Source organism: Streptomyces sp. NPDC020192, assembly GCF_044388685.1.
In the GTDB taxonomy this organism is placed as follows: domain Bacteria; phylum Actinomycetota; class Actinomycetes; order Streptomycetales; family Streptomycetaceae; genus Streptomyces.
Map to the genome: position 1 here is coordinate 213395 of NZ_JBIRXG010000014.1, position 22615 is coordinate 236009.

Here is a 22615-nt window from a genome sequence, read left to right on the forward strand (position 1 = left end):
AACATGTTCGCTGCGAACAAGTTCGTTACGAACGTGTTCGCCCGTCCGTGCGTCGGCGAACCACTTTTCGTCGAACGGTGAACCACATCGCCCCGCCCGCTCCGGCCCCCACCCCCTCTGCCAAGATGCGGTCTGTCATGGTGCAGATACCGAACACGCCCACGAGCGCCGACGTCGCCCGCCTGGCCGGCGTCTCGCGCGCGACCGTGTCCTACGTCCTCAACAACACCAGCGCCGTCCGGATCAGCGAACCGACGCGCCGACGCGTCCACGAGGCCGCGCGGGAACTGGGGTACGTGCCCCACGCCGCCGCCCGCAGCCTGCGTGCCGGACACAGCCGTATGGTCCTCATGCCCGCCGCCGCGGTCCCGGCGGGCCCCCTGTACAGCAGATTCCTCAACGAACTCCAGCAGGCGCTCGGCCGCCTCGACTACACCGTCGTGCAGTACGGCACGGTCGGCCTGCAGGGCGACGAAGCCGCCCGCGCCTGGGCCGAGTTGCGGCCGGTCGCCGTCCTGGTGCCCGGCGTCGAACTGGGACCGCAGGGCGTGGCGGTGCTCAAGCGCTCCGGCGCCCGGGCCGTGGTCACCCTCGGCCCCGTGCGCGTCGACGGCGCGCACGCCCTGCTGATGGACCACGACGCGGTCGGCCACTGCGCGGGCGCCCACCTCTACGCCGAGGGCAGACGCCGGATCGGTGTCGTGGTGCCCGAGGAGCCCGGTCTGGAGGTCTATTCCCAGCCCCGGCTCGCCGGTGTGCGCGAGGCCCTGCGCGGCAGCGCGGACGCGGCCGTCACCGAGCTGCCGCTCGCCTACACGGAGCAGGCAGCCGCTCAACTTGCCGCTCGCTGGCGGGAGTTGGATCTGGACGCGGTGTTCGCCTACAACGACGAGTACGCGATGCTGCTGATGCGCGCCCTGCAGGACGAGGGCCTGCGCGTCCCCGAGGACGTGGCCGTGATCGGCGCCGACGACCTGATGCTGGGCCGGCTGCTGCGCCCCCGGCTCAGCACGGTCCGCATCGAACTGCCCTCGGGCCGCGACCTCGCCGAACTGGTCGACCGCGCGGTGCGCGACCCGGGAAGCGAGCCGGAGGTGCACCAGGTGCTGGGGGCCTCGGTGATCCGGCGCGAGTCCAGCTGACCGGCGCCGCCGAGGCCCCCGTTCGGCGTGTGCGTTACTGCGCGCCGCCCTGCTCGACGGCGACGCTCTTGCGGACCTCGTCCATGTCCAGCTTCCGGGCCTGCCCGATGATGTCCGTCAGCGCGGGCTCGGGCAGGGCACCCGGCTGGGCGTACACGGCGATCTTGTCGCGCACGATCATGAGCGTCGGGATCGACTGGATGTTGAACGCCGCCGCCAGCTCCGGCTGGGCCTCGGTGTCCACCTTGCCGAAGACCAGGTCGGGGTTGTCCTGCGCGGCCTTCTCGTAGACCGGCGCGAACTGCCGGCACGGCCCGCACCAGGACGCCCAGAAGTCGATGAGAACGAACTCGTTCTCGGTGACCGTCTGGTCGAAGTTGTCCTTGGTCAGCTCCACGGTGCTGCTCATGGTGTGAATCCCTACTTCCCGGTGTGGGGTTGTGCCGTCGGCGGAAACACGGCCGTCAGGCCGCCTATTCCACAGGTGCACGCCTGTGTCCCGCGCGCGTACCCGTGTGGCCGCCGCGCACACCACCCACCAGACTGACCCCATGACGGAAACGGAATCCATCGCGTACGACGTCGTGGTGCTCGGGGCCGGGCCCGTGGGGGAGAACGTCGCCGACCGCACGCGCGCGGCCGGCCTCACCACCGCGGTCGTGGAGAGCGAGCTGGTCGGCGGCGAGTGCTCGTACTGGGCGTGCATGCCCAGCAAGGCCCTGCTGCGGCCGGTGATCGCCCAGGCGGACGCCCGCCGCCTGCCCGGCCTGGCCCAGGACGTGCAGGGCCCGCTCGGCACCCCGGCGGTCCTCGCCCGCCGGGACGAGTACACCTCCCACTGGAAGGACGACGGCCAGGTCGGCTGGCTCGACGGCATCGGCGCCGACCTCTTCCGCGGCCACGGGCGGCTCGCCGGCCCCCGTACGGTCACCGTGACCGCCCCCGACGGCACGGTCACCACCCTCACCGCCCGGCACGCCGTCGCCGTCTCCACCGGCACCCGCGCCCAACTCCCCGACCTGCCCGGACTCGCCGAGGTGAAGCCGTGGACCAGCCGTGAGGCGACGAGCGCCGAGGCGGCCCCCGCCCGGCTGATCGTCGTGGGCGGCGGTGTCGTCGCCACCGAGATGGCCACCGCCTGGCAGGCCCTCGGCTCCCGGGTCACCCTGCTGGTGCGCGGCAAGGGGCTGCTGAACCGGATGGAGCCGTTCGCCGGGGAACTGGTCGCCGAGGCGCTCACCGAGGCGGGCGTCGACGTCCGCACCGGCACCTCCGTCGCCTCGGTCACCCGCGAGAACGGCACCGTCGTCGCCGTCACCGCCGCGGGCGACCGGCTGGAGGCCGACGAGATCCTCTTCGCCACCGGGCGCGTCCCGCACACCGACGACATCGGCCTCGACACCGTCGGTCTGGAGCCCGGCTCCTGGCTGGACGTCGACGACAGCCTGCGCGTCACCGGCACCGACTGGCTGTACGGCGTCGGCGACGTCAACCACCGCGCCCTCCTCACCCACCAGGGCAAGTACCAGGCCCGTATCGCCGGCGCCGCCATCGCCGCCCGCGCGGTCGGCGGCACCCCGCTGGAGGAGCCCTGGGGTGCGCACGCCGCCACCGCCGACCATCACGCCGTACCCCAGGTCGTCTTCACCGAACCGGAGGCGGCCGCGGTCGGTCTCTCCCTCGCCGAGGCGGAACAGGCGGGCCACCGGGTGCGCGCCGTCGACGTCGAGTTCTCCTCGGTCGCCGGGGCGGGACTGTACGGCGACGGCTACAAGGGCCGCGCCCGGATGGTCGTGGACCTGGAGGACGAGATCCTGCGCGGCGTCACCTTCGTCGGCCCCGGCGTCGGCGAACTCATCCACTCCGCGACGATCGCCGTCGCCGGCCGCGTCCCGGTCGGCCGGCTGTGGCACGCGGTGCCGTCGTACCCGACGCTGAGCGAGGTGTGGCTGCGGCTGCTGGAGGCCTACCGCGACAACTGACCGCTGGATTACGGCAGTTCGAAGCCGAGGGCCGTGCCGGCCGCGTCCGGCGTCGGCTGGGCCCACAGGGCCGCCACGGCCTCGTTGGTGGACAGCGACCTCAGTTCGGCGCGGTCCAGGTAGAGCGTGCCGTCGAGGTGGTCCGTCTCGTGCTGGACGATGCGGGCGGGCCACCCCCTGACCACCTCGTCCAGCTCGCGGCCCTGCTCGTCCTGGCCGCGCAGCCGTACCTCGGCGTGCCGGGCCACCACCGCCTGCCAGCCCGGCACGCTCAGGCAGCCCTCGAAGAACGCGGCCCGCGCACTGCCGACCGGCTCGTACACCGGGTTGACCAGGACCCGGAAGGGCTGCGGCACCCGGCCCCGGGCCACGGCGACCTCCTCGGGCACCGGCGCCGGGTCCTCGAGGACCGCGATCCGCAGCGGCACGCCGACCTGCGGCGCGGCGAGGCCCACGCCGGGCGCGGCGTGCATGGTGACGCGCAGGGCCTCGACGAAGCGGGCCAGCAGGGCGGGGCCGAGCTGGCCGTCGTACGGCTCGGTGACGCGCCGCAGCACGGGCTGTCCGGCGGCGACGATGGGCAACGGGCCGCCGGCGGCGAGGAGTTCCTCGACCCGCTCGGCGAGCGGCGCGTGATCAGGGGAGGGTGCCATCGCGCCAGGATGCCATGCCCTCCCGCCGCCCCCGCCGTATGTCCGTATACCGCGGGCCCGGTCCCCGTACGGGAACCGGGCCCGCGGCGCGCTGTTCACTCCTGCGGGAAGTCACCCGCGAGCGCCGAGGCGATGCGCAGGTGCCGCTCGGCCTCCTCGTGCCGGGCCTGCCGTTCCAGAGTGCGGCCCAGCAGCAGCCGGGCGTAGTGCTCCACCGGGTCATGCTCGACGATGACCCGCAACTCGGCCTCGGCACGGCTCAGTTGGGCCGAGTGGTAGTAGGCGCGGGCCAGCAGCAGCCGGGGTCCGGTCTGCTCCGGCACCTCCTCGACCAGCCCGGTCAGCACCCGTGCCGCGCCCGCGTAGTCCTTGGCGCCGAAGAACCGCTGCGCGCGCTCCCAGCGCTCGGCGGGCGTGCCGTGGTCGTAGTACGTCGTCTCCACTCGCGTCTCCACTGTGACCTCCTTCGACGGCCTCAACGGAACGCGGTTGTTCAATATTCCACTAACTGTTCTGCGTGCTCAGCGCGGCCAGCTCCGCGTTGGCCCGCTCCGTGATCAGGGCGAGCACGCGGCCGGCCACGGCCCGGTCCTCCTCGGAGATGCCCGCGTAGATCCGGGCGGAGATCGGGGCGGTCGCGGCGGAGGTCGTGGCGTACAGCTCCCGTCCGGCGGCCGTGACCCGTACGAGGGACGGCTCCTCGACGGAGATCAGGCCGACGGCCGCCAGTGTGTCGATCGTGCGCTGTGCGTCGGCCTCGGCGACCTTCACCGTGTCGACGACCTCGGCGGCGAGGCCGGCCCGCTCGACCGGGCCGTCGGCCACGACCGTGAGCCGGAGGGTGACGGACTGGAGGAAGTCGATCCCGTGCGGGGCGAGGGCGCGCTCCAGGACGGCGCGCGAGGCGTAGTGGGCGAGGCCGATGACGCGGGGGCCGACGAGGGGTGTTGTGGTGGTGGTCATGACTGCTCCGTCTCGTGATCGGTGGTGCCGAACGGGTCAAGCGGTGCGTCGAGCAGGGTCCTGAGGTCGCGGCTGAACTCCCGTGTGCGCGGGCTGTCGAGTCCGCCGAGCGGCGCCAGCAGCTGCCGCAGCAGCCCCTGGACGACGTCGATCGCCTTCCCGGTGACCTCGCGCCCCTGCTCGGTGAGCGCGAGCCGGACGGCACGCGGGTCGTCCGGGTCCCGGGTGCGGTCGAGCAGGCCGGCCGACTCCAGGCCGCGGGCCAGCTTGGATACGTAGAGCGCCTCCAGCCCGGTGCGATCGGCGAGCTGGCGCTGGCTGGGCCGCAGGCCGGAGCGCCGCATGCCGTACAGCGAGGCCATCAGCGAGTACTGCGCGTGCGTCAGCCCCAGCGGGGCCACCGCACGGTCCACCGCGACGCGCCACTTCATCGACAGCCGCCACACCAGGAAACCGGGCGTGGCTCCTTCGGAACCATTGCTCATGAGAAATACGGTACATGGCTACTATGTACATGGCTACTATGTTTGGAGGCGTCCGCAGACCGGAGTGAGGCGGTCCGGAGAGTTAGGGTCGCCGGTATGACCGATGACTCCTTGCGCTCCGTCACCGTGGAGCGCACCAGTACCGGCCACTACGTGGCGACGAACGCACGCGGCGGCACGATCTCCTTCGGCACCGGAGCCGAAGGAGACACCGAGTTCACCCCGGTCGAGCTGCTGCTCGCGGCGCTCGGGGGCTGCACGGCGGTGGACGTGGACCTCGCGACCAGCCGGCACGCGGAGCCCAGCGCCTTCACCGTCGCCGTGCGGGGCACCAGGACGGACGACGAACTCGGCAACCGCCTCACCGGCCTCGCGGTGACCTTCCACGTCACGTTCCCCGACGGCGAGGGCGCCGAACGGGCCCGCGCGATCCTGCCCCGCGCGGTGAAGACCTCCCACGACCGCCTGTGCACGGTCAGCCGCACGGTGGAGACGGGAACACCGGTGACGGCGACGGTCGCGGACGCCTGACCCGAGGACTCGGAATGTAACAGCGCGCACGTCTCGCTCATCCGAAATGCCGCCCTGCTCCGGACCGTTTGCTGCGGCAGTATGTCGGGCTCATGGCAGGAGCGGCCCGGGCCTGGCGTTCTCCGCAAGGTACGAACCAAGCTGACGATCACACCTTGGGGAGGTACCGCGGATGGTGCGCTACGTGATGCGCAAAGCGGCCGGCTGGCTGCTGATGATCGTGATTGCGACCAACGCGACGTACTTCCTGGCCAGTTGGTTCCTCGACCCGCGGTCGAACTTCAAGGAGCTGCGGCCCGTCCGTAGCGAGGCCCAGATCGACCGGGCCCTCGCGCCGTACAACCTGGACCCGCGGGTGCCGCTGGCGCGGCGCTGGTGGGACTGGCTCGGTTCGGTGGTCCGCCACTTCGACTGGGGCAGATCTCCCACCGGTGTCTCCGTCAACGGCGAGGTGGGCTACCGGGCGCTCGTCAGCGCCGAGTTGGTCGTCGTCGCGACGGTCCTGTCCGTCGTGGTGGGCGTCGCGCTCGGCGTGTACGCCGCGGCCCGGCAGTACGGCTGGGCCGACCGGATCTCGCAGGCCGTGTCCATCCTGGTGTTCAACGTACCGACGTCCGTCGCCGCGCTCGCCGTCGTCTTCGTCGCCATCTGGCTGAACCAGCACGCCGGGCTGCACTTCCTCTACGTCGCCGGGGAGAACTCACCCGACGTCCAGGGACTGCTCCCGACGATCGGCGACCGCCTCCTGCATCTGATCCTGCCGACCCTGACACTGACCCTGATGGGGTACGTCGGCTACCACCTGACACAGCGTTCGCTGCTGCTCGACACGATCAACGCCGACTTCGTCCGCACCGCTCAGGCCACCGGACTCACCCGGAGCCAGGCGATCCGCCGGCACGCGCTGCGGGCCGCGCTCATCCCGACGGCCGCCTCCGTGGCGTTCGGCATCCCGGCCGTCTTCACCGGCGCCGTCATCACCGAGACGGTCTTCGGCTGGAACGGCATGGGCCGTTACCTCATCCAGACCATCAGCAAGAACGACGTGCACGGCACGGTCGCCACGGCCGCCTTCGCAGCGGCCCTGACCGCGATCGGCGCGATCCTCGCGGACATCGCCACCGTCCTCCTCGACCCGAGGGTGCGGGTGAGCTGACATGGCCACCGACACGACACCCGACGCCCTGTCCCGTACGGCGGCACGGCCCGCGCCGCAGCGCACCGGCCTCGGCCGGCTCTATCTGCGGCGCTTCCTGCGCAACCGCCTCGCCGTCGCCGGGGTGGTGATCTTCGTGCTGCTGGTGCTGTTCGCCGCCTTCGGCGGCGAGTTCACCTCCTACGCCTACACCGACGCCGACTTCACCGCCCTCACCCAGCCGCCGAGCGCCCTGCACTGGTTCGGCACCAACCAGGGCGGCAACGACATCTACGCCTGTGCCGTGCACGGACTCCAGCGCTCACTGGTGATCGCGGTGAGCGTGGCCGTGCTGACGATCGTCGTCGCCGCGGTCGTCGGCGCCGGCGCCGCGTACTTCGGCGGCCGGGTCGAGCGGATGACCCTCGCCGTCATCCACTTCCTGCTGATCGTCCCGTCGTTCCTCATCCTCGCCCTGGTCTCCCACCGGCTGGCCGGCGACTGGCGCGTCCTCATCGTCGTACTGACCGTGTTCGGCTGGATGTCCACGGCGCGGGTGATCTGGTCCGTGTCGACCTCCCTGCGTGAACGGGACTACGTGACGGCCGCGGAGTTCATGGGCGTCGGTCCGCTGCGCATCATCCTGCGCCACATCATCCCCAACCTGGGCTCCCTGCTGATCGTCAACCTGACGCTCGGGGTCGTCGCGACCGTGCTCAGCGAAACCGCCCTGTCGTTCCTCGGGTTCGGCGTCCAGACCCCGGACGTCTCCCTCGGCACGATGCTCGCGGACGGGGCGGGCACCGTCACCAGCGCCCCCTGGCTCTTCGCCTTCCCGGCGGGACTGGTCGTCCTGCTCACCGTGTCGATGACCCTCATCGGCGACGGACTGCGCGACGCCCTCGACCCCACTTCGGTGACCGGCGCGGCAGGAGGCCGACGATGACCCTCGCGACCCCCGTGCCGAATCCCGCGTCCCTCACCGCGGCCGCCCCCGTGCTCTCCGTGCGCGACCTGCGGATCTCCTTCCCCTCCGAGGCCGGCACCGTCGAGGCGGTGCGCGGCGTCGGCTTCGACCTGCTGCCCGGCCGGACCCTGTGCATCGTCGGCGAGTCCGGCTCGGGCAAGTCGGCCACCGCGCTGGGCATCATGGGCCTGCTGCCGCCCTCCGCCGACCTCAGCGGCCACGTACTGCTCGGCGGACGGGACTTGGTCGGCCTCGGCGACCAGGAGCTGTCGCGCGTCCGTGGCAGGTCCATCGGCATGGTCTTCCAGGACCCCCTGTCCGCGCTCACCCCGATCTTCTCCGTGGGCCGGCTGCTGTCCGACGCCCTGCGCGTCCACCAGGACCTGACGAAACGGGCCGCCTGGGAGCAGGCCGTCGAACTCCTCGACCTCGTCGGCATCCCCGACCCGCGCGGCCGCGCCGCCGCCTTCCCGCACGAGTTCTCCGGTGGCATGTGCCAGCGCGTGGTCATCGCCCTGGCGATCGCCAACCGGCCGTCCGTGCTCGTGGCCGACGAGCCCACCACCGCGCTCGACGTCACCGTGCAGGCGCAGATCCTCGACGTCCTGCGCCGGGCGCAGCGGGAGACCGGTGCCGGCCTCGTCCTGATCACCCATGACCTCGGGGTCGTCGCGGGCCACGCCGACGACGTCGCCGTCATGTACGCCGGCCGGTTCGTGGAGCGCGCGGGCGTGGCGGAACTGTTCCGCCGGCCGACGATGCCGTACACCGCACGGCTGCTCGCCGCCGTGCCGACCGTGGACGGCGGGGCCCGCCGTCCCCTGGTCCCGATCGGCGGGGAACCGCCCGCCCTGGTCGGCCTGCCGGCCGGCTGTCCCTTCGCGCCCCGCTGTGCCGTCGCCCTCGACGCGTGCCGCACCGGTGAACCCGGGCTGCGCCATGTCACCGGGCACGGGCACGTGGCCTGCCTGCGCGCCGAGGAGATCGCCGACGGATCCCTCGACCCCACCGGCGGCGCCGCGCCCGTCGAGGAACAGGCGCCCTCCGGCCGAACCGAGGCCGGTGAGGTGATCCTGCGTGTCGAGGACCTCGTCAAGACCTTCCCGGTGACCAAGGGAGCCCTCCTCAAGCGCCGGATCGGCACGCTGCACGCCGTCAACGGGGTCAGCTTCGAGCTGCGCGCCGGGCAGACCCTGGGCCTGGTGGGCGAGTCCGGCAGCGGCAAGACCACGACGCTGATGGAGATCCTCCGGCTCAGACAGCCCGAGGGCGGCCGGATCGAGATCGCCGGGACCGACGTCGGCACCCTCGCCTCCCGTGCGCGGGCACGCGCGGTACGCCAGGACGTCCAGATCGTCATGCAGGACCCGCTGGGCGCCCTGGACCCGCGCATGCCCGTCTTCCAGCTGCTGGCCGAACCCCTGCGGGCCGCGGGCCGCGACCGCGAGGCGATCCGCTCCCGGGTGCGCGAACTGCTGGCCCTGGTCGGCCTGGACGACACGGTGAGCGACCGCTTCCCGGCCGCCCTCTCCGGCGGCCAGCGCCAACGGATCGGCATCGCCCGCGCGTTGGCGACGGAGCCGAGACTGCTCGCCCTGGACGAGCCGCTCTCCGCCCTGGATGTGTCCGTGCAGGCCGGCGTCATCAACCTGCTCGCCCGGCTCAAGCGGGAACTCGGGCTCGCCTACCTCGTGGTCGCGCACGACCTGGCCGTGGTCCGGTACATCTCCGACCGCATCGCGGTGATGTACCTCGGCCACGTCGTCGAGACCGGCGAGACCGAGACGATCTTCTCCGACCCCAAGCACCCCTACACCCGCGCACTGCTGTCGGCGGTCCCGGTGCCCGATCCGGCGCGGGAGCGCACCCGTGAACGCCTCGTGCTGGACGGCGAGCAGCCGAGCGCCGCACGCCTTCCGCAAGGGTGCGTCTTCGTGGACCGCTGCCCGCTGTACCGCCTCGCCGACGAGACCGTACGGCAGCGCTGTCGTACGGAGCGTCCCGTGCCGGCTCCCGTGGCCGGGCAGCCCGGCCACGAGTACGCCTGTCACGGCGTCTGAGCACCCACCCCACCACCCGTCCACCCAGAAGGAACGATCCGTCATGCGCGCAAGACTGGCCCTGCCCGTCGCTCTCCTGGCCGCGATCTCCGTCACCGCCACCGCGTGCCAGTCCTCGTCCGGCACGAACTCCACGGCCTCGGACGCGAAGGGCACCCCGTCCGCCGCGTCGGGCGCGGCCGACTACAACCCCACGCCCTACGACCGGATCAAGGACGGCGGCACCTATACGACGGCCGGGACCTTCGACGACCAGGGCAACCCGTTCAACGTCAATGCCACGCTGACCGCGTCCCGGGTGTGGGCCTGGTACAACGCCGACGCGATCACCTACTCGCCGACCGGCGACGTGCAGTACAACCCGGACTACTACAGCGACGTGAAGGTGTCCGTCGAGGGCGGCAACCAGAAGGTCACGCTGACGATCAACCCCAAGGCGGTCTTCAACGACGGCACCCCGATCGACTGGACCGCGATCAAGGCGACCTGGCAGGCGAACAACGGCTCGAACAAGGCCTACGCCGCCTCGTCCACGGACGGCTACGACCAGATCACCTCCGTCGAGAAGGGCCGTGACGCCAAGCAGGCCGTGATCAGCTTCAAGGGCGTCAACGCCTCCTGGTCCGCCCTGTTCACCACCTTCCTGCACCCCAAGGCGGCCACGGTCGACAATTTCGACAAGGCGTACGTCAAGAAGGCCCACCCGGAGTGGGGCGCGGGGCCGTACACGGTCGGCTCGTGGGACACCCACTCGGGGAACATCACCTTCGTCCGCAACCCGAAGTGGTGGGGCCGCAAGGGAAAGCTCGACAAGCGCGTCTACGTCAACCTGGAATCCACCGCGGCGGTCAACGCGTTCAGGAACGGCCAGCTCGACTACGTCTCCGCCGTCGACGCCGAGAGCCTCAAGCAGGTCAAGGGCCTCAAGGGCACGGAGATCCGCAGCGGCGGCAGCCCCTTCGAGTACGCGCTCTACTTCAACACCAAGTCCCCCGTCCTCGGGGACAAAGCCGTACGCAGGGCCATCGAGGAGACCGTCGACCGGACCCAGATCGCCAGAATCCAGTTCCAGGGCCTCGACTACAAGGAGCCGCTGCCCGGTTCGGCCATGCTGTACAGCTTCCAGAAGGGGTACGCGGACAACGTCTCGGCCGTCCTGAAGTACGCGCCGGACGCGGCCGGGAAGGAACTCGACGCGGCGGGCTGGAAGACGGGGAGCGACGGCATCCGGGCCAAGGACGGAAAGAAGCTGGAGGTCGGCTACACCCTGCTCGGCGACGACCCCCTGGGCAAGGCCACCGCGGGCGCCTTCGCCGCGATGCTGAAGCGGGCCGGCATCCGCCTGGTCATCCACAAGGCCGACGACGCGGACTTCTCGAGCATCCTCAGCGAGCGCAAGTTCGACCTGTTCGTCTCCGGAAACCGTTCCATGGACCCGTTCGGCGCCCGCTACCTGTGCGACTTCTACTGCTCGGACCGCGCCTCCAACATCACCGGCTCCGGTACGCCCGCGCTGGACAAGGAGATCCGCGCGACCGCCGACATCGCCGACCTCGACCGGCAGATCGCGGCGGTCAACAAGGTCGAGCGCACGGCGCTCCAGGAGTACGCCTTCCTCCCGCTGTACAGCGGCCCCTCCACCTACGCCGTGAAGAAGGGCCTCGCCAACGTCGGCGCGACCATCTTCTACACCCCGCTCCCGGAGACGGTCGGCTGGCAGAAGTGACCCTACGGCGTCACGGCGGGCCCGAGGCGGCGGGCCGGGCCCAGCCCAGGGACCGTTCGACGGCCCGCTGCCAGTTGTCGTACTCCGCGTCCCGCAGCTCGGGGTCCATGTCGGGCAGCCACTGCCCGGCCCGGTGCCAGTTGCGGCGCAGTACCTCCAGGTCCGGCCAGTAGCCGGCGGCGAGCCCGGCCGCGTAGGCGGCGCCGAGGGAGACCGTCTCGGCGACCATGGGCCGCACCACGGGCACGTCGAGCACGTCGGCCACGAACTGCATGAGCAGGTTGTCCGCGGTCATGCCCCCGTCCACCTTGAGCTGCTGGAGGGAGACCGGGAAATCGGCGTTCATGGCGTCGACGACCTCCCGTGTCTGCCATCCGGTGGCCTCCAGGACCGCACGCGCCAGGTGTCCCTTGGTGATGTACGAGGTGAGGCCGACGATGACCCCGCGTGCGTCGCTGCGCCAGCGAGGCGCGAACAGACCCGAGAAGGCGGGGACGATGTAGCAGCCGCCGTTGTCCTCGACCGTCCGGGCGAGGGTCTCGATCTCCGGGGCGCTGCTGATCAGGCCCAGGCGGTCCCGGAACCACTGGACGAGTGCGCCGGTGACGGCGATCGACCCCTCCAGGGCGTAGGCCGGCTGCTGGTCCCCGATCTTGTAGGCGACGGTGGTGAGGAGCCCGTGCCGGGACCGCACGATGTCCTTGCCGGTGTTGAGCAGCAGGAAGCTGCCCGTTCCGTAGGTGCACTTCGCCTCGCCGGGGGAGAAGCAGGTCTGGCCGAAGAGCGCGGCCTGCTGGTCGCCGAGCGCGGCCGTGATGGCGACGCCCGGCAGCAGCGAGCGGGCGTCGCCGTACGTCTCGGCGGAGGACCGGATCTCGGGCAGCATCGAGCGGGGCACCCCGAAGAAGTCCAGCAGCTCGTCGTCCCAGGTGAGCGTGCGGATGTTCATGAGCATGGTGCGGCTGGCGTTGGTGACGTCGGTGATGTGCAGACCGCCTTCGGGGCCTCCGGTGAGGTTCCAGATCAGCCAGCTCTCCATGGTGCCGAACAGCACCTCGCCGTCGTCGGCGCGCTGCTGGAGCCCCTTGACGTGGTCGAACAGCCAGCGGATCCGCAGCGCCGAGAAGTAGGTCGAGGGCGGCAGACAGCACCGTTGCAGGAAGAACTCCTCGCCGGGGTGCCGGCCGAGTTCCTCGACGAGCGGCGCCGTGCGGGTGTCCTGCCACACGATCGCCCGCCCGAGGGGGGTGCCGGTCCGCCGGTCCCACAGCACGGTCGTCTCGCGCTGGTTGGCCAGCCCCATGGCGATGACCTGTCCTGTGTCGACAGCGGCGACGGACAGGGCCTCGGGCACGACGCGCCGGAGGTTCTGCCAGATCTCGACGGCGTCGTGCTCGACCCAGCCGGGCTCGGGGAAGTGCTGCTGATGCTCCTTCTGCGCCACCGAGACCAGACGCCCGCGGTGATCGAACAGAATGCACCGGGTCGAGTTGGTGCCCTGATCGATGGACATTACAAACCGTTCGGCCATGATCGGGTCTGCCTTCCGACGCGTCGAGGGGCGGCCTGCTCTGCCTACCAGCGGGCGGCCCCCAGGTCCCTGGAGATCGCCCGCGCGGCCTCGCGGATCAGGGTGATCAGAGTGGGGCGGGGGCGGCCCTGGCTGTCGCAGATCCGCTCGACCGGCCCGGACAGCCCGATGGCGCCGACGACGAGGCCGCCGTGCCCTCGGATCGGCGCGGCGAGCCCGGCCTCGCCCATGCTCATCTCCTGGATCTCGGCGGCCCAGCCGAGTTCCCGCACCTCGGCGAGCGCCCGGGCGAGCTGCTCGCGATCGACCAGGGTGTGCCGGGTGTACGCCTCCAGCCCCGGCTGTTTGGCGGGCTCGGTCGTCGCGGTTCCGTAGGCGAGCAGTACCTTGCCCAGCGAGGAGGCGTGCAGGGGCAGCAGTGAGCCCACGTCCAGGGTCTGGAAGGTGTCGTCCGGCCGGAACACGTGGTGGACGACGAGCACGCTGCCCTCCAGGGGGGTTCCCAGGCGGACCGCCTCTCCGCTGCGGGCGGCGAGGGCATCGGCCCAGTTCAGGGAGCGCGAGCGCAGCTCGTTGACGTCCAGGTAGCTGGTGCCGAGGTGCAGCAGGGCGGCTCCGAGCTGGTACTTCCCGGTCGCCGTGTCCTGCTCCACGAAGTCCACGTGCTGGAGCGTGCGCAGAATGCCGTGGGCGGTCCCCTTGGCCAGCCCCAGCGAGGCAGCGACCTCGCCGAGCCCGAGGCGACGGGGCCCGCCGGCGAGCAGACGCAGAATCGCCGCCGCCCGTTCGATCGACTGGACCGGTCCGGCCATGAAGCGAGCCTATTACCGCCAGGGACGCTTCGCCGTACGGAAGGGCGGTCCCTGCGGTGCCGCCGGGAGCTCCGCGTTCGGTAATGCCGACCCACATTCATTGACCCGCCCGGACAGTCTCCGTAGCTTTTTGCGCAACCGGTATGCGCTTCAGGCATGGGCGCCGTACCCGGCCGTACACATCACCGGGAGAGACCATGGCGGCACAGCTCAACACGCTGCTTCGGGCGGCATACGAACACGTGTGTCCGGTACCGCCCGTCGCCGGCGCCGTCTCGGCCGTACGCCGAAGCGTGGCGGCGGTCCTCGCCGAATGGAGTGTGGCTCCGGCGATCGTCGAGGACGCGCTCCTCGTGGTGTCCGAGCTGGTCACCAACGCGATCCTGCACGCCTGCCCCCCGGCCGTACTGCGGCTGTCCTGGGTGCCCGGTGACGGTGCCCGCATCGAGGTGACCGACGCGGGGCCCGCGCTCTCGGCGGGCCGGTCCCTTGCCGGGACCGACCCGGACGAGCACGGCCGGGGCGAGACGATCGTCCACGCCCTGGCCACGCGTCATGGCATACGCGTCCACCCCGGCGGGGTCACTCGCTGGGCCGAACTCGCAGCCTGCTAGAGCGCGACCTCGGTACGGGGCAGCGCGGGGACCTGTCCGTCCGCCGTCCGCTTGCGGAGCAGCAGCAGGGCGGCGTCGTCGTGCAGCCGGCCCCCCACGTGCGCCAGCAGCTCGTCGTGGACCGCGCCGAGCGTGTGCGCCGGGTCGTCGGACACATGGCGGGCCACGCCCGCGGCCAGCGGATAGAACGCGCGGGCGTGATCGCGGGCCTCGGTGACCCCGTCGGTGTAGAGCAGCAGCTGGTCCCCCACGGCGAAGGGCAGATGCTGCAGGCGGGGGGCCTGCCCGGCGAGGGCGCGCAGCCCGAGGGGCGGGGCCGGATGAGTGGGCTCCACCGCCGTGACGTCGCCGGCGGCGGATATCAGCAGCGGCGGCGCGTGTCCGCAGTTCACGACCTCCAGATGCCCTGACCGGTGATGTCCGACGACCACCGCGGTGACGAAGTCGTCGGGGCCGAGGTTGCGGGCCAGGCTCCGCTCGATCCTGCCGACGACGGAGAGCAGGTCGGGCTCGTCATAGGCGGCCTCGCGGAAGACTCCGAGCACGAGGGAGGCGGACTGCACGGCCGGCAGCCCCTTGCCGCGCACATCTCCGACGATCAGCCTGACCCCGTGCGGGGTGGGCACCACGGCGTAGAGGTCCCCACCGATCCGGGCCTCGGCGGCCGCGGCGCTGTAGCGGACGGCCACCTGGAACGGGCCGACGGTCTCCGGGACGGGCTGGAGCAGCGCGTGCTGGGCGGCCTCGGCGACCGAGCGGACGGCCGCGAGCACCCGTTCACGACGGCCGCGTAGCGCGCTGGCCAGGCCGCTGGCCGCGGTGACGGCCAGGACGGAGGACAGTACGACCGCCAGCTCGCCGGCCGGAACCCCGTGCTCGAGGCCCAGCACCGCGCCCAGTGTCGTGGCGAGGAGTCCGGCGCCCAGCACACCGCGCGGCCCGTTGGTGGCGGCGGCCAGCGCGGGGCCGGCCGCCAGCAGCGGCAGCCAGATCCCCCCGGCGACGTCGACGAACACGACGACGGCGAGGACCAGAACGGGCAGCACGCGCATTCCGGGGACCAGGTGCCCGTCGGTGCACCGGCGGACCGCTCCCCAGGCACCGGCCGCACGGCTGCTGAACAGCCGTATCGGCGTGCGGTGGTCGGCATGGTGTCGGGCCTGGCTCATGTTTCGTCCGCTGTCCTCGCCTGCAGGGGGTGCGCACCCGGAATGTCCGTTTCAATAAGCAAACGGGCTGGGCGTGGGCCGCCACAAGGAGCGGATTTTCAGATAGTGAGCGAGAGACTCCTGGTCACCCGGCTCGCGATCGGGAGCAGGCGGGCCCGGATCTCCTGCAGCTGGGCCTGCCGTTCCACCGGCAGCGAGACACCGAGCGAGCCGAGGGTGTCTCCGCTGTACACGGGCACGGCGACACACACCGTGCCGAGCGCGTACTCCTCCAGATCCGTGACCGCCGGCGCCAGGGAGGACGACTCGATCCTGCGCAGCAGCTCCGGAACACTGGTGATCGTCCGTGGCGTGAGATCGGGAAGGTGGTGCCGGGACAGATAGTCCAGGCGGGCGTCCTCGTCCAGCTCACGCAGCACGGACTTGCCCAGGGCGGTGGCATGGCCGGCATCCTCGAACCCCACCCACAGATCCACCCGCGGGGTACGGGGGCTGTCGACGATCTCGGCGACCCGGATCTCGCCGTCCTCGTAGAACGTGAGGTAGGTGGCGGTGGACAGCTCGTCCCGCAGGGCGGCCAGCGCCGGGCGGACGCGGCTGAGCCGGGTCTGCGCGTGGCCCGCCGAGTGCAGGGACATCAGTTTGTCGCCGAGGACGAAGCCGCCGTCGGGCAGTTTCCGCACGTAGCCGTCGTACACCAGGGTGCGCAGCAGGTGATAGGCGGTGGCCAGAGGCAGCTCGGTCTCGCGTGCCAGCTGTTTCGCCGGCGCGCCGTTCTCGTGCGTGCTCACCGCCTCCAGCAACCGGAAGGCCCGCTGCACGGACGTGATGAGCGTGGGGCCGTCCTGAACACCCATAGGACCAGACTGCGCTGGGCGCCTGGCTCGGGCAAGGCAGCCATCACGGTGCGATGCCGACGAGGACCGAGCGCGCGGGGTTTCCGCAGGTCAAGGCGCCGTTCCGTGCGGTGATCCGGGGTTCTTCCCAGGTCAGGGGCAGCCGCTGATCCCCGAGTGAACCGGGCGGGGCGCGCGTGCCCTCGCCCGGCCGTACGCGATTCCAGCTCGGGAAACGCCGGCTCAGCGCACTCGACCCCGTGGCTTGAGCGGCACGGGCGGCAGCTCCGGCGCAGGCAGCGGATCCCCGTCGTAACCCTTCACCTCCCCGAACCTCGACCCGCTCGTCCAGTCCTGGCGGGCCTGCTCGATCTCGGTCTGGGTGCGGGCGACGAAATTCCACCACATGATCAGCTCCTCGGCGAACGGCTCGCCGCCCAGCAGCATGATCCCGGCGTCCGACTCGGCGCGCAGCGGCAGTTCGGTGCGCCCGCAGCCGAGGTAGAGCATGGAGCCCGGCAGTACCGGCACGCCGTCCACGTGCACCTCGCCGGACATGGCCAGCACGCCGTACTCGAAGTCGGGCTCCAGGGGCAGCCGGACGTCGGCGCCCCGGGTGAGGGTGAGGTCCGCGCCCACGATCGGGGTGTACGTCGTACCGGGGGAGACGGAGCCGTCGAGGTCGCCGAGGATCACCGTGGCGGTCAGGCCCGGCGCGGTGACCGTGGGCAGGTCCGGGTGGTGCTCGAACGCCGGGTCGGTGTGGCGGTGTTCGTCCGGCAGCGCGACCCACAGCTGGGCCCCGTGCAGAAAGCGGGCATGCGGGCGGGGGCTCTCCTCGGAGTGGCTGATCGCGCGGCCCGAGGTCATCAGGCCCAGCTGCTTGGGCCGGATCGTCTGCAGGCTGCCCGTCGAGTCGCGGTGCAGCACCTCGCCCTCGTGCAGCCAGCTCACCGTCTGCAGGCCCATGTGCGGATGAGGCGGGACCTGCATGCCGGGCTCGTCGGCGATGTCGTCCGGGCCGTAGTGGTCGACGAAGGCCCACGCGCCGATCATGCGCCGGCCGAGGTTGGGCAGCAGCCGGCGCACCTCCGTCGACTCGCCCAGCTTCACACGACGGGGGCTCAGCAGCTCGCGCACGGGTTCGGCCACGACGAACCCGCGGCCGCCGCAGACACTGGGCACGGGCGCGCGGTCAAGGTTGCTCATGCCGCCCAACTTAGCGGTGCGGAAGCCGTGGAGGAGGGTACGGAAGCCCGGATTTTCCTTGGTCGGCCTTCTGCGACCTGGACGGCGGCCGGTACACGCTGATCGCGGCCGGCCATCCGCCCGGGCCGCCGGGGTGACCGTCTCCAGCGCCGACGCGCAGACCTCGACATGGAACTCGCCCACGCCGGGGCGTCGTTCACGGCTTGGGTGCGCTCGGGGAGGGCTGGGCCGTGGTCGGGGCGACCGGGCTGGGGACCGCCGACGGAGTACTCGTGGCAGGCCGCCGGCGTCGTCCGAGGCCGCCGGGGGACGGAGGCCGGCCCCGGCCGCGGTCAGCGGCCGGAAGGAGGGCACCGTCATGCTGGAAGTGAAGACGGTCGAGAAGCCGGACGAGCGGCGCGACTTCCCCCGCGGCCACCTCGAAGCCCTGCACCTGACGGGCCTCGACTTCGCGGTGGGTACGTTCGAGCCCGGATGGCGCTGGTCGGAGTCCGTGGCACCGATCGCGGGCACCTCGAGCTGCATGGTCCCCCACTGCGGCTATGTGGTGCAGGGACGGATGCATCTGCGCATGGACGACGGCGGAGAGGGCGAGGTCGGCCCCGGCGACGTCTTCGTCTGCCCGCCCGGCCACGACGCCTGGGTCGTGGGGGACGAGCAGGTCGTGGTCTACGACTTCGCCGGGACCATGGCGAAGGAGTACGCGAAGGGCTAGCAACCGGACGGGCGGTCAGCCCGCCGTCTGCCGGGCCGCACGTGTGCGGCCCGGCGGGCTGTACGGATCCGTGCGGCGCCGCCGCCCCCGAACACCCCTCACCGCCCCGCCCTCACCCCCCGAACCGCGCCACCCCCGCCTCCGCGAAGGCCACCGCGTCCGCGTGCCCGAACAGGCCGGGCAGGCCGCCGGTGTGGACGAACACCGTCTTCTCGCCCGGCCGGACGTCCCCGTCGGCGACCGCCGCGCGCAGACCCGCCAGCGCCCGGCCCGTGTACACGGGGTCGAGGACGAGACCCTCGGTCCGGGCGGCCAGCCGGAGCGCCTCGCTCGCCGGGCCGGTCAGGGTGGCGTACCCGGCGCCCACCTGGTCCCGGCGCACCCGCAGCCCCTCGGCGCTGACCTCCTCCGTCGTCAGCGGCGCCGCGAACCGCGCCACCGCCGCGGCCGGGTCGGCCAGCGCGCCCACGTCGACGCCGAGCACCGAGCCGGTGCCCAGGGCCGCGACCAGCCCGGCCATGGTGCCGCCCGAGCCGAGCGCGACCACCACCGTCCGCAGCTCGGGCAGTTGTTCGTCCAGCTCCTCGCCGCAGCGCACATAGCCCCGGGCGCCCGCTACGCCCGACCCGCCGAACGGGATCAGCGCCGGCCGGGCACCGTCCGCCCGCAGCCGCGCGGCAACCTCGGCCGCCACCTCGTCCAGCCCCGCCTGGTCCACGTCACCGGCCCAGGCGATCCGCGCCCCGAACAGCCCGTCCAGGGCGAGGTTCCCGGACCGCGAGGCGCCCGGCGCGCCGCGCAGGACGAGGACGGCGGCAAGGCCCAGCCGGGCGGCCGCGGCGGCGGTCAGCCGGGCGTGGTTGCTCTGCGGGGCACCCGTGGTCACGAGCGTGTCCGCGCCCTCGGCGAGGGCCGCGCCGACCGTCCACTCCAGCTTTCGGATCTTGTTCCCGCCACCGCCCAGGCCGGTCAGGTCGTCCCGTTTGATCCACAGGTCCTCCGGGCCGAGCCCGAGCGCGGCGGCGAGCCGGGGCGCCGGTTCGACGGGCGTGGGGAAGGTACCGAGCGAGACGGGGGAGTGGCCCATGGCGTACGTCCTTTGTGCGGATCGCGGTCGTTCGAGGACCAGTCGATCACACCGGCAGCAGCCGGGCGATCAACGCGCTGAGCTGACGGGCCGTACGGCACTCGTGCATCTCGACCAGTTCGGCGTAGGCGGGCGCGGCCGAGTCGCCGGTGCCCCACTGGCCGCGCGGCTCCGGGTTCAGCCAGTACACGCGCCGGGCCCGCCGGGCGACCTCCCGTACGGCGGGCAGGTTCGGGTCGCTCATGTTCGTCCGGGCGTCCCCGAGGACGAACACGGTCGTGCGCGGGCCGACCGCGTCGCCGTACCGCTCGGCGAACTCGCCCAGCGCCACGCCGTAGTCGCTGCTGCCGTGCCAGCCGGTCAGCGTGGCCTCGGCGCGGATGCGGGCGCTCAGCCCGTCGGGGTCGGCGCGGCCGTGGTCGAGCAGTCCGGTGACCTCGTCGAGCCGGTTGACGAAGGCGAACACCCGCACCTTGCTGAACTGGTCGTGCAGTGCCTGCACCAGCAGCATCGTGAAGTCGGAGAAGCCGGACACCGAACCGGACACGTCGCACAGCAGCACCAGTTCGGGGCGGACCGGGCGGCGCCGGCGCAGCACCGGCCGCATCGGCACCCCGCCGGTGGACAGCGAGGAGCGCAGGGTGCGGCGCAGGTCGACGGTGCCGCGCGCGGCCCGGCGCCGGCGCGCGGCCAGCCGGGTGGCCAGCTTGCGCGCGAGCGGCTGAACCGCCCTGCGCAGTTCGGTCAGTTGGTCCCGGCCCGCGAACAGGAAGTCCACCCGGTCGGCGGTCGGTAGGACACCGCGCCGGGCGATCTCCTCCCGCCCACGCCGCTCGGCGACCCGGCGCCGCGCCTCCGCTCCGACCATCCGCCGGAACCGCTCGATCCGGCGCCGGATCTCGTCGTCCAGCAGCCGGTCCGCGAAGCCGTCGCCGTTCCCGCCGCCACTCCCGCCCCGACCACGGACGTCCGCGCGCACCCGAGCCAACAGGGTCTGGGGGCGCAGCCGTTCGAGGGTCTGGTACGCCGAGAAGCCGTCCGCGCCCGGTGAACTGCCGTACCCGCCCAGGCCGTCCACCGCCTCCGCCGCCAACTGGGCCATCATCGCCTGGTCGTCCGCGGCCAGCGCCTCGGCCAGCCGGTCGCGCAGCTCCTCCCGGTCCGAGCCGGAGCCGTCGAGGCCCCCGACCGCGCGCGGGAAGTACAGGTCGAAGACGGGGTCGAACACCGCCCGCTGTCCCGGTCCGTGCAGCAGTGTCGCGGCCAGGCCCTCCCGCAGCAGCTCCCGGTCCGCGAGCCCGAGTGCCTCCACCGCGCGGGCCGCGTCCACGGTCTCGCCGGTGCCGATCCGCACCCCGTGCCCGCGCAGCGCCCCGACCAGGCCGGTGATCCGCTCGGCGACCTCGGTCACAGCGCGTCCAGGTCGAGCTTGGCCGCCGCCTTCTGGATGTCGTCCTGGTGCTTGAGGATCACCCCGAGACTGTCCCGTACGACCGTCTCGTCCAGCGCACCGGCGCCCAGGGCCAGCAGGGTGCGCGCCCAGTCGATGGTCTCGGCGACGGACGGCGCCTTGCGCAGGTCCATCGCGCGCAGTGCCCCGACCACCCGGACCACCGACTCGGCCAGCGCCTCGGTGAGCCCCGGTACCTTCAGCCGTACGATCCGACGCTCCAGCTCCTCCTCGGGGAAGCCGATGTGCAGGAACAGACAGCGCCGGCGCAGCGCCTCGGACAGCTCCCGGCCGGCGTTGGAGGTGAGGACCACGAAGGGGCGCCGGGTCGCGGTGACCGTGCCCAGCTCCGGGACGGTGATCTGGAAGTCGCTGAGCACCTCCAGCAGCAGCCCCTCCATCTCGACATCGGCCTTGTCGGTCTCGTCGATGAGCAGCACCGTCGGCCCGTCGCCGCGGATCGCGGTCAGCAGCGGGCGGGGGAGCAGGAACTCCTCGCTGAAGATGTCGGTGCGGGTCTCGTCCCAGCTCTCGTCGCGGCCCGCGCTGATCCGCAGCAGCTGCTTGGCGTGGTTCCACTCGTACAGCGCGCGGGACTCGTCCACGCCCTCGTAGCACTGGAGCCGGACCAGCCGGGCCCCGGCCACCTGGGCGACGGCCTTGGCCAGCTCGGTCTTGCCCACCCCGGCGGGGCCCTCGACCAGCAGCGGCTTGCCCAGCCGGTCGGCGAGGAACACGGTCGTCGCGACGGCGGGCGAGGCGAGGTAGCCGGTCTCGGCGAGGCGGGCGGAGACGTCGTCGACGGACGTGAACAACGGGGCCTCCGGCGGATCGGGAACGTGGTGTCCGGGCTCCTATCTAAGCGCTTGTTCAGCGCTCCTGTCACGTGTATACACCGATCGGTTTCCCTGCTGCCCGCGCCGAGGTATCCTCGCCGTATGGCCACCACCACCGACAAGGCGTCCTCCCGCGACCGGCTGCTCGACGCGGCCGCCAGGCTCTCCTACCGCGACGGCGTCTTTGTCGGCATCGAGGCGCTGTGCCGGGAGGCCGGCGTCTCCAAGCGGTCGATGTACCAGCTCTTCGACAGCAAGGACGCGATGCTGGCCGCGAGCCTGGAGCGGCGCGCCCCGTGGTACGAGGCCCAGCTCGCCCACCCCCACCCGGAGACCGCGACCCCGCGCGAGCGCATCCTGCACGTCTTCGAGCAGGTGACGAAGGCCGCCGCGGACCCCGACTACCACGGCTGCCCGTACCTGGCCGTCCTGGTCGAGCTGAAGGATCCCGAGCACCCGGCGAGCGTCGTCGCCCGCGGCGTCAAGGACCACCTGACGCAGACCTTCCGCGCCGAGGCGGAGCGCGGCGGCGCCCACGACCCCGGCCTGCTCGCCCGCCAGCTGGTCCTGATCTTCGACGGCGCGAGCGCCAGGGCCGGCGCGAAGGTGGAGAACCTGGACGACGGGCTCGCCACGGCGACGGTGACGGCACTGATGGACGCGGCCGGGATGGACTAGCTCTCCCCCCAACCCCCGTACGGGCCAGCCCGAC

At 72.3% G+C, this 22615-nt stretch carries 23 protein-coding genes; 10 read left to right on the top strand and 13 right to left on the bottom strand.

Annotated elements, in window-relative coordinates; genetic code table 11:
* Positions 1-137: 137 nt before the first annotated feature.
* Positions 138-1142, top strand: coding sequence for a LacI family DNA-binding transcriptional regulator (locus tag ACH47Z_RS26710; protein ID WP_399077859.1), 1005 nt, complete (start codon positions 138-140; stop codon positions 1140-1142).
* A gap of 34 nt (positions 1143-1176) precedes the next feature.
* On the opposite strand, the gene trxA is transcribed toward ACH47Z_RS26710, so the two are convergent.
* Complete coding sequence (gene trxA / locus ACH47Z_RS26715; protein WP_399077861.1) at positions 1177-1551, bottom strand: thioredoxin; 375 nt, start codon at positions 1549-1551, stop codon at positions 1177-1179.
* Positions 1552-1693: 142 nt separating this feature from the next.
* On the opposite strand from trxA, the gene ACH47Z_RS26720 reads away from it, so the two are divergent.
* On the top strand, positions 1694-3124 hold the full coding sequence (locus ACH47Z_RS26720) for a dihydrolipoyl dehydrogenase family protein (protein WP_399077863.1): 1431 nt from the start codon (positions 1694-1696) through the stop codon (positions 3122-3124).
* An 8-nt stretch (positions 3125-3132) separates the two neighbouring features.
* Here the strand turns inward: ACH47Z_RS26720 and ACH47Z_RS26725 are convergent, their stop codons facing one another.
* The 4 genes from ACH47Z_RS26725 to ACH47Z_RS26740 all read right to left on the bottom strand — a co-directional run bounded on the left by ACH47Z_RS26725 (position 3133) and on the right by ACH47Z_RS26740 (position 5225).
* Entirely contained in the window at positions 3133-3777 is a 645-nt protein-coding gene (locus ACH47Z_RS26725; RefSeq protein WP_399077865.1) for a peptide deformylase, read from the bottom strand.
* Between the two features lie 95 nt (positions 3778-3872).
* Complete coding sequence (locus ACH47Z_RS26730; protein WP_399077965.1) at positions 3873-4220, bottom strand: tetratricopeptide repeat protein; 348 nt, start codon at positions 4218-4220, stop codon at positions 3873-3875.
* A gap of 61 nt (positions 4221-4281) precedes the next feature.
* Entirely contained in the window at positions 4282-4740 is a 459-nt protein-coding gene (locus ACH47Z_RS26735; RefSeq protein ID WP_399077867.1) for a MarR family transcriptional regulator, read from the bottom strand.
* Complete coding sequence (locus ACH47Z_RS26740) at positions 4737-5225, bottom strand: MarR family winged helix-turn-helix transcriptional regulator (RefSeq protein ID WP_399077869.1); 489 nt, start codon at positions 5223-5225, stop codon at positions 4737-4739. The genes ACH47Z_RS26735 and ACH47Z_RS26740 overlap by 4 nt, the downstream gene beginning before the upstream one ends.
* A gap of 96 nt (positions 5226-5321) precedes the next feature.
* Between ACH47Z_RS26740 and ACH47Z_RS26745 the strand changes: the two genes are divergently transcribed.
* The 5 genes from ACH47Z_RS26745 (at position 5322) to ACH47Z_RS26765 (ending at position 11644) form a co-directional block, all read left to right on the top strand.
* The gene (locus ACH47Z_RS26745; RefSeq protein ID WP_399077871.1) at positions 5322-5756 is read left to right on the top strand and encodes an OsmC family protein; all 435 of its coding nucleotides are present in this window, start codon (positions 5322-5324) and stop codon (positions 5754-5756) included.
* Between the two features lie 172 nt (positions 5757-5928).
* Positions 5929-6912 carry an ABC transporter permease gene (locus ACH47Z_RS26750; RefSeq protein WP_399077873.1) on the top strand — a complete coding sequence of 328 codons (984 nt, stop codon included), beginning with the start codon at positions 5929-5931 and terminating at the stop codon, positions 6910-6912.
* A gap of 1 nt (position 6913) precedes the next feature.
* Entirely contained in the window at positions 6914-7837 is a 924-nt protein-coding gene (locus ACH47Z_RS26755; protein ID WP_399077875.1) for an ABC transporter permease, read from the top strand.
* The gene (locus ACH47Z_RS26760) at positions 7834-9918 is read left to right on the top strand and encodes a dipeptide ABC transporter ATP-binding protein (RefSeq protein WP_399077877.1); all 2085 of its coding nucleotides are present in this window, start codon (positions 7834-7836) and stop codon (positions 9916-9918) included. Before ACH47Z_RS26755 ends, ACH47Z_RS26760 begins: the two co-directional genes overlap by 4 nt.
* Positions 9919-9961: 43 nt before the next feature.
* Positions 9962-11644, top strand: a complete 1683-nt coding sequence (locus tag ACH47Z_RS26765; protein ID WP_399077879.1) for an ABC transporter family substrate-binding protein — start codon at positions 9962-9964, stop codon at positions 11642-11644.
* A 10-nt stretch (positions 11645-11654) separates the two neighbouring features.
* Here the strand turns inward: ACH47Z_RS26765 and glpK are convergent, their stop codons facing one another.
* The gene (gene glpK, locus ACH47Z_RS26770; protein ID WP_399077881.1) at positions 11655-13175 is read right to left on the bottom strand and encodes a glycerol kinase GlpK; all 1521 of its coding nucleotides are present in this window, start codon (positions 13173-13175) and stop codon (positions 11655-11657) included.
* 44 nt (positions 13176-13219) lie between these two features.
* On the bottom strand, positions 13220-13987 hold the full coding sequence (locus ACH47Z_RS26775; RefSeq protein WP_399077883.1) for an IclR family transcriptional regulator: 768 nt from the start codon (positions 13985-13987) through the stop codon (positions 13220-13222).
* Positions 13988-14184: 197 nt separating this feature from the next.
* Between ACH47Z_RS26775 and ACH47Z_RS26780 the strand changes: the two genes are divergently transcribed.
* The gene (locus tag ACH47Z_RS26780; RefSeq protein ID WP_399077885.1) at positions 14185-14601 is read left to right on the top strand and encodes an ATP-binding protein; all 417 of its coding nucleotides are present in this window, start codon (positions 14185-14187) and stop codon (positions 14599-14601) included.
* Here the strand turns inward: ACH47Z_RS26780 and ACH47Z_RS26785 are convergent.
* From ACH47Z_RS26785 to ACH47Z_RS26795, 3 genes are all read right to left on the bottom strand, one after another.
* Positions 14598-15770 carry a PP2C family protein-serine/threonine phosphatase gene (locus ACH47Z_RS26785; RefSeq protein ID WP_399077887.1) on the bottom strand — a complete coding sequence of 391 codons (1173 nt, stop codon included), beginning with the start codon at positions 15768-15770 and terminating at the stop codon, positions 14598-14600. The two genes, ACH47Z_RS26780 and ACH47Z_RS26785, sit on opposite strands and share 4 nt — an antisense overlap.
* A 98-nt stretch (positions 15771-15868) precedes the next feature.
* On the bottom strand, positions 15869-16627 hold the full coding sequence (locus ACH47Z_RS26790; protein ID WP_399077889.1) for an IclR family transcriptional regulator: 759 nt from the start codon (positions 16625-16627) through the stop codon (positions 15869-15871).
* A 222-nt stretch (positions 16628-16849) separates the two neighbouring features.
* Positions 16850-17815: a pirin family protein gene (locus ACH47Z_RS26795; protein WP_399077891.1), complete on the bottom strand. Its 966-nt coding sequence runs from the start codon at positions 17813-17815 to the stop codon at positions 16850-16852.
* 358 nt (positions 17816-18173) lie between these two features.
* Here ACH47Z_RS26795 and ACH47Z_RS26800 point away from each other — a divergent pair, with 358 nt between their 5' ends.
* On the top strand, positions 18174-18530 hold the full coding sequence (locus ACH47Z_RS26800; RefSeq protein ID WP_399077893.1) for a cupin domain-containing protein: 357 nt from the start codon (positions 18174-18176) through the stop codon (positions 18528-18530).
* 112 nt (positions 18531-18642) lie between these two features.
* Here the strand turns inward: ACH47Z_RS26800 and ACH47Z_RS26805 are convergent, their stop codons facing one another.
* Genes ACH47Z_RS26805 through ACH47Z_RS26815 form a run of 3 tightly spaced genes read right to left on the bottom strand, consistent with a single transcriptional unit; the run spans position 18643 to position 21882 of the window.
* On the bottom strand, positions 18643-19617 hold the full coding sequence (locus ACH47Z_RS26805) for a pyridoxal-phosphate dependent enzyme (protein ID WP_399077895.1): 975 nt from the start codon (positions 19615-19617) through the stop codon (positions 18643-18645).
* Positions 19618-19663: 46 nt separating this feature from the next.
* Complete coding sequence (locus ACH47Z_RS26810; RefSeq protein ID WP_399077897.1) at positions 19664-21028, bottom strand: VWA domain-containing protein; 1365 nt, start codon at positions 21026-21028, stop codon at positions 19664-19666.
* Entirely contained in the window at positions 21025-21882 is an 858-nt protein-coding gene (locus ACH47Z_RS26815) for an AAA family ATPase (protein ID WP_399077899.1), read from the bottom strand. Before ACH47Z_RS26815 ends, ACH47Z_RS26810 begins: the two co-directional genes overlap by 4 nt.
* Before the next feature lie 123 nt (positions 21883-22005).
* Here ACH47Z_RS26815 and ACH47Z_RS26820 point away from each other — a divergent pair, with 123 nt between their 5' ends.
* Positions 22006-22581, top strand: coding sequence for a TetR/AcrR family transcriptional regulator (locus ACH47Z_RS26820; RefSeq protein WP_399077901.1), 576 nt, complete (start codon positions 22006-22008; stop codon positions 22579-22581).
* Positions 22582-22615: the final 34 nt, after the last annotated feature.

Coding starts and splice junctions, on each gene's coding strand:
- ACH47Z_RS26795 (WP_399077891.1), bottom strand. CDS start 17,815: ATGAGCAACCTTGACCGCGCGCCCGTGCCCAGTGTCTGCGGCGGCCGC.
- ACH47Z_RS26740 (WP_399077869.1), bottom strand. CDS start 5,225: ATGAGCAATGGTTCCGAAGGAGCCACGCCCGGTTTCCTGGTGTGGCGG.
- ACH47Z_RS26750 (WP_399077873.1), top strand. CDS start 5,929: ATGGTGCGCTACGTGATGCGCAAAGCGGCCGGCTGGCTGCTGATGATC.
- ACH47Z_RS26735 (WP_399077867.1), bottom strand. CDS start 4,740: ATGACCACCACCACAACACCCCTCGTCGGCCCCCGCGTCATCGGCCTC.
- ACH47Z_RS26710 (WP_399077859.1), top strand. CDS start 138: ATGGTGCAGATACCGAACACGCCCACGAGCGCCGACGTCGCCCGCCTG.
- ACH47Z_RS26755 (WP_399077875.1), top strand. CDS start 6,914: ATGGCCACCGACACGACACCCGACGCCCTGTCCCGTACGGCGGCACGG.
- ACH47Z_RS26820 (WP_399077901.1), top strand. CDS start 22,006: ATGGCCACCACCACCGACAAGGCGTCCTCCCGCGACCGGCTGCTCGAC.
- ACH47Z_RS26725 (WP_399077865.1), bottom strand. CDS start 3,777: ATGGCACCCTCCCCTGATCACGCGCCGCTCGCCGAGCGGGTCGAGGAA.
- ACH47Z_RS26790 (WP_399077889.1), bottom strand. CDS start 16,627: ATGGGTGTTCAGGACGGCCCCACGCTCATCACGTCCGTGCAGCGGGCC.
- ACH47Z_RS26745 (WP_399077871.1), top strand. CDS start 5,322: ATGACCGATGACTCCTTGCGCTCCGTCACCGTGGAGCGCACCAGTACC.
- ACH47Z_RS26785 (WP_399077887.1), bottom strand. CDS start 15,770: ATGAGCCAGGCCCGACACCATGCCGACCACCGCACGCCGATACGGCTG.
- ACH47Z_RS26805 (WP_399077895.1), bottom strand. CDS start 19,617: ATGGGCCACTCCCCCGTCTCGCTCGGTACCTTCCCCACGCCCGTCGAA.
- glpK (WP_399077881.1), bottom strand. CDS start 13,175: ATGGCCGAACGGTTTGTAATGTCCATCGATCAGGGCACCAACTCGACC.
- ACH47Z_RS26780 (WP_399077885.1), top strand. CDS start 14,185: ATGGCGGCACAGCTCAACACGCTGCTTCGGGCGGCATACGAACACGTG.
- ACH47Z_RS26720 (WP_399077863.1), top strand. CDS start 1,694: ATGACGGAAACGGAATCCATCGCGTACGACGTCGTGGTGCTCGGGGCC.
- trxA (WP_399077861.1), bottom strand. CDS start 1,551: ATGAGCAGCACCGTGGAGCTGACCAAGGACAACTTCGACCAGACGGTC.
- ACH47Z_RS26760 (WP_399077877.1), top strand. CDS start 7,834: ATGACCCTCGCGACCCCCGTGCCGAATCCCGCGTCCCTCACCGCGGCC.
- ACH47Z_RS26800 (WP_399077893.1), top strand. CDS start 18,174: ATGCTGGAAGTGAAGACGGTCGAGAAGCCGGACGAGCGGCGCGACTTC.
- ACH47Z_RS26765 (WP_399077879.1), top strand. CDS start 9,962: ATGCGCGCAAGACTGGCCCTGCCCGTCGCTCTCCTGGCCGCGATCTCC.
- ACH47Z_RS26775 (WP_399077883.1), bottom strand. CDS start 13,987: ATGGCCGGACCGGTCCAGTCGATCGAACGGGCGGCGGCGATTCTGCGT.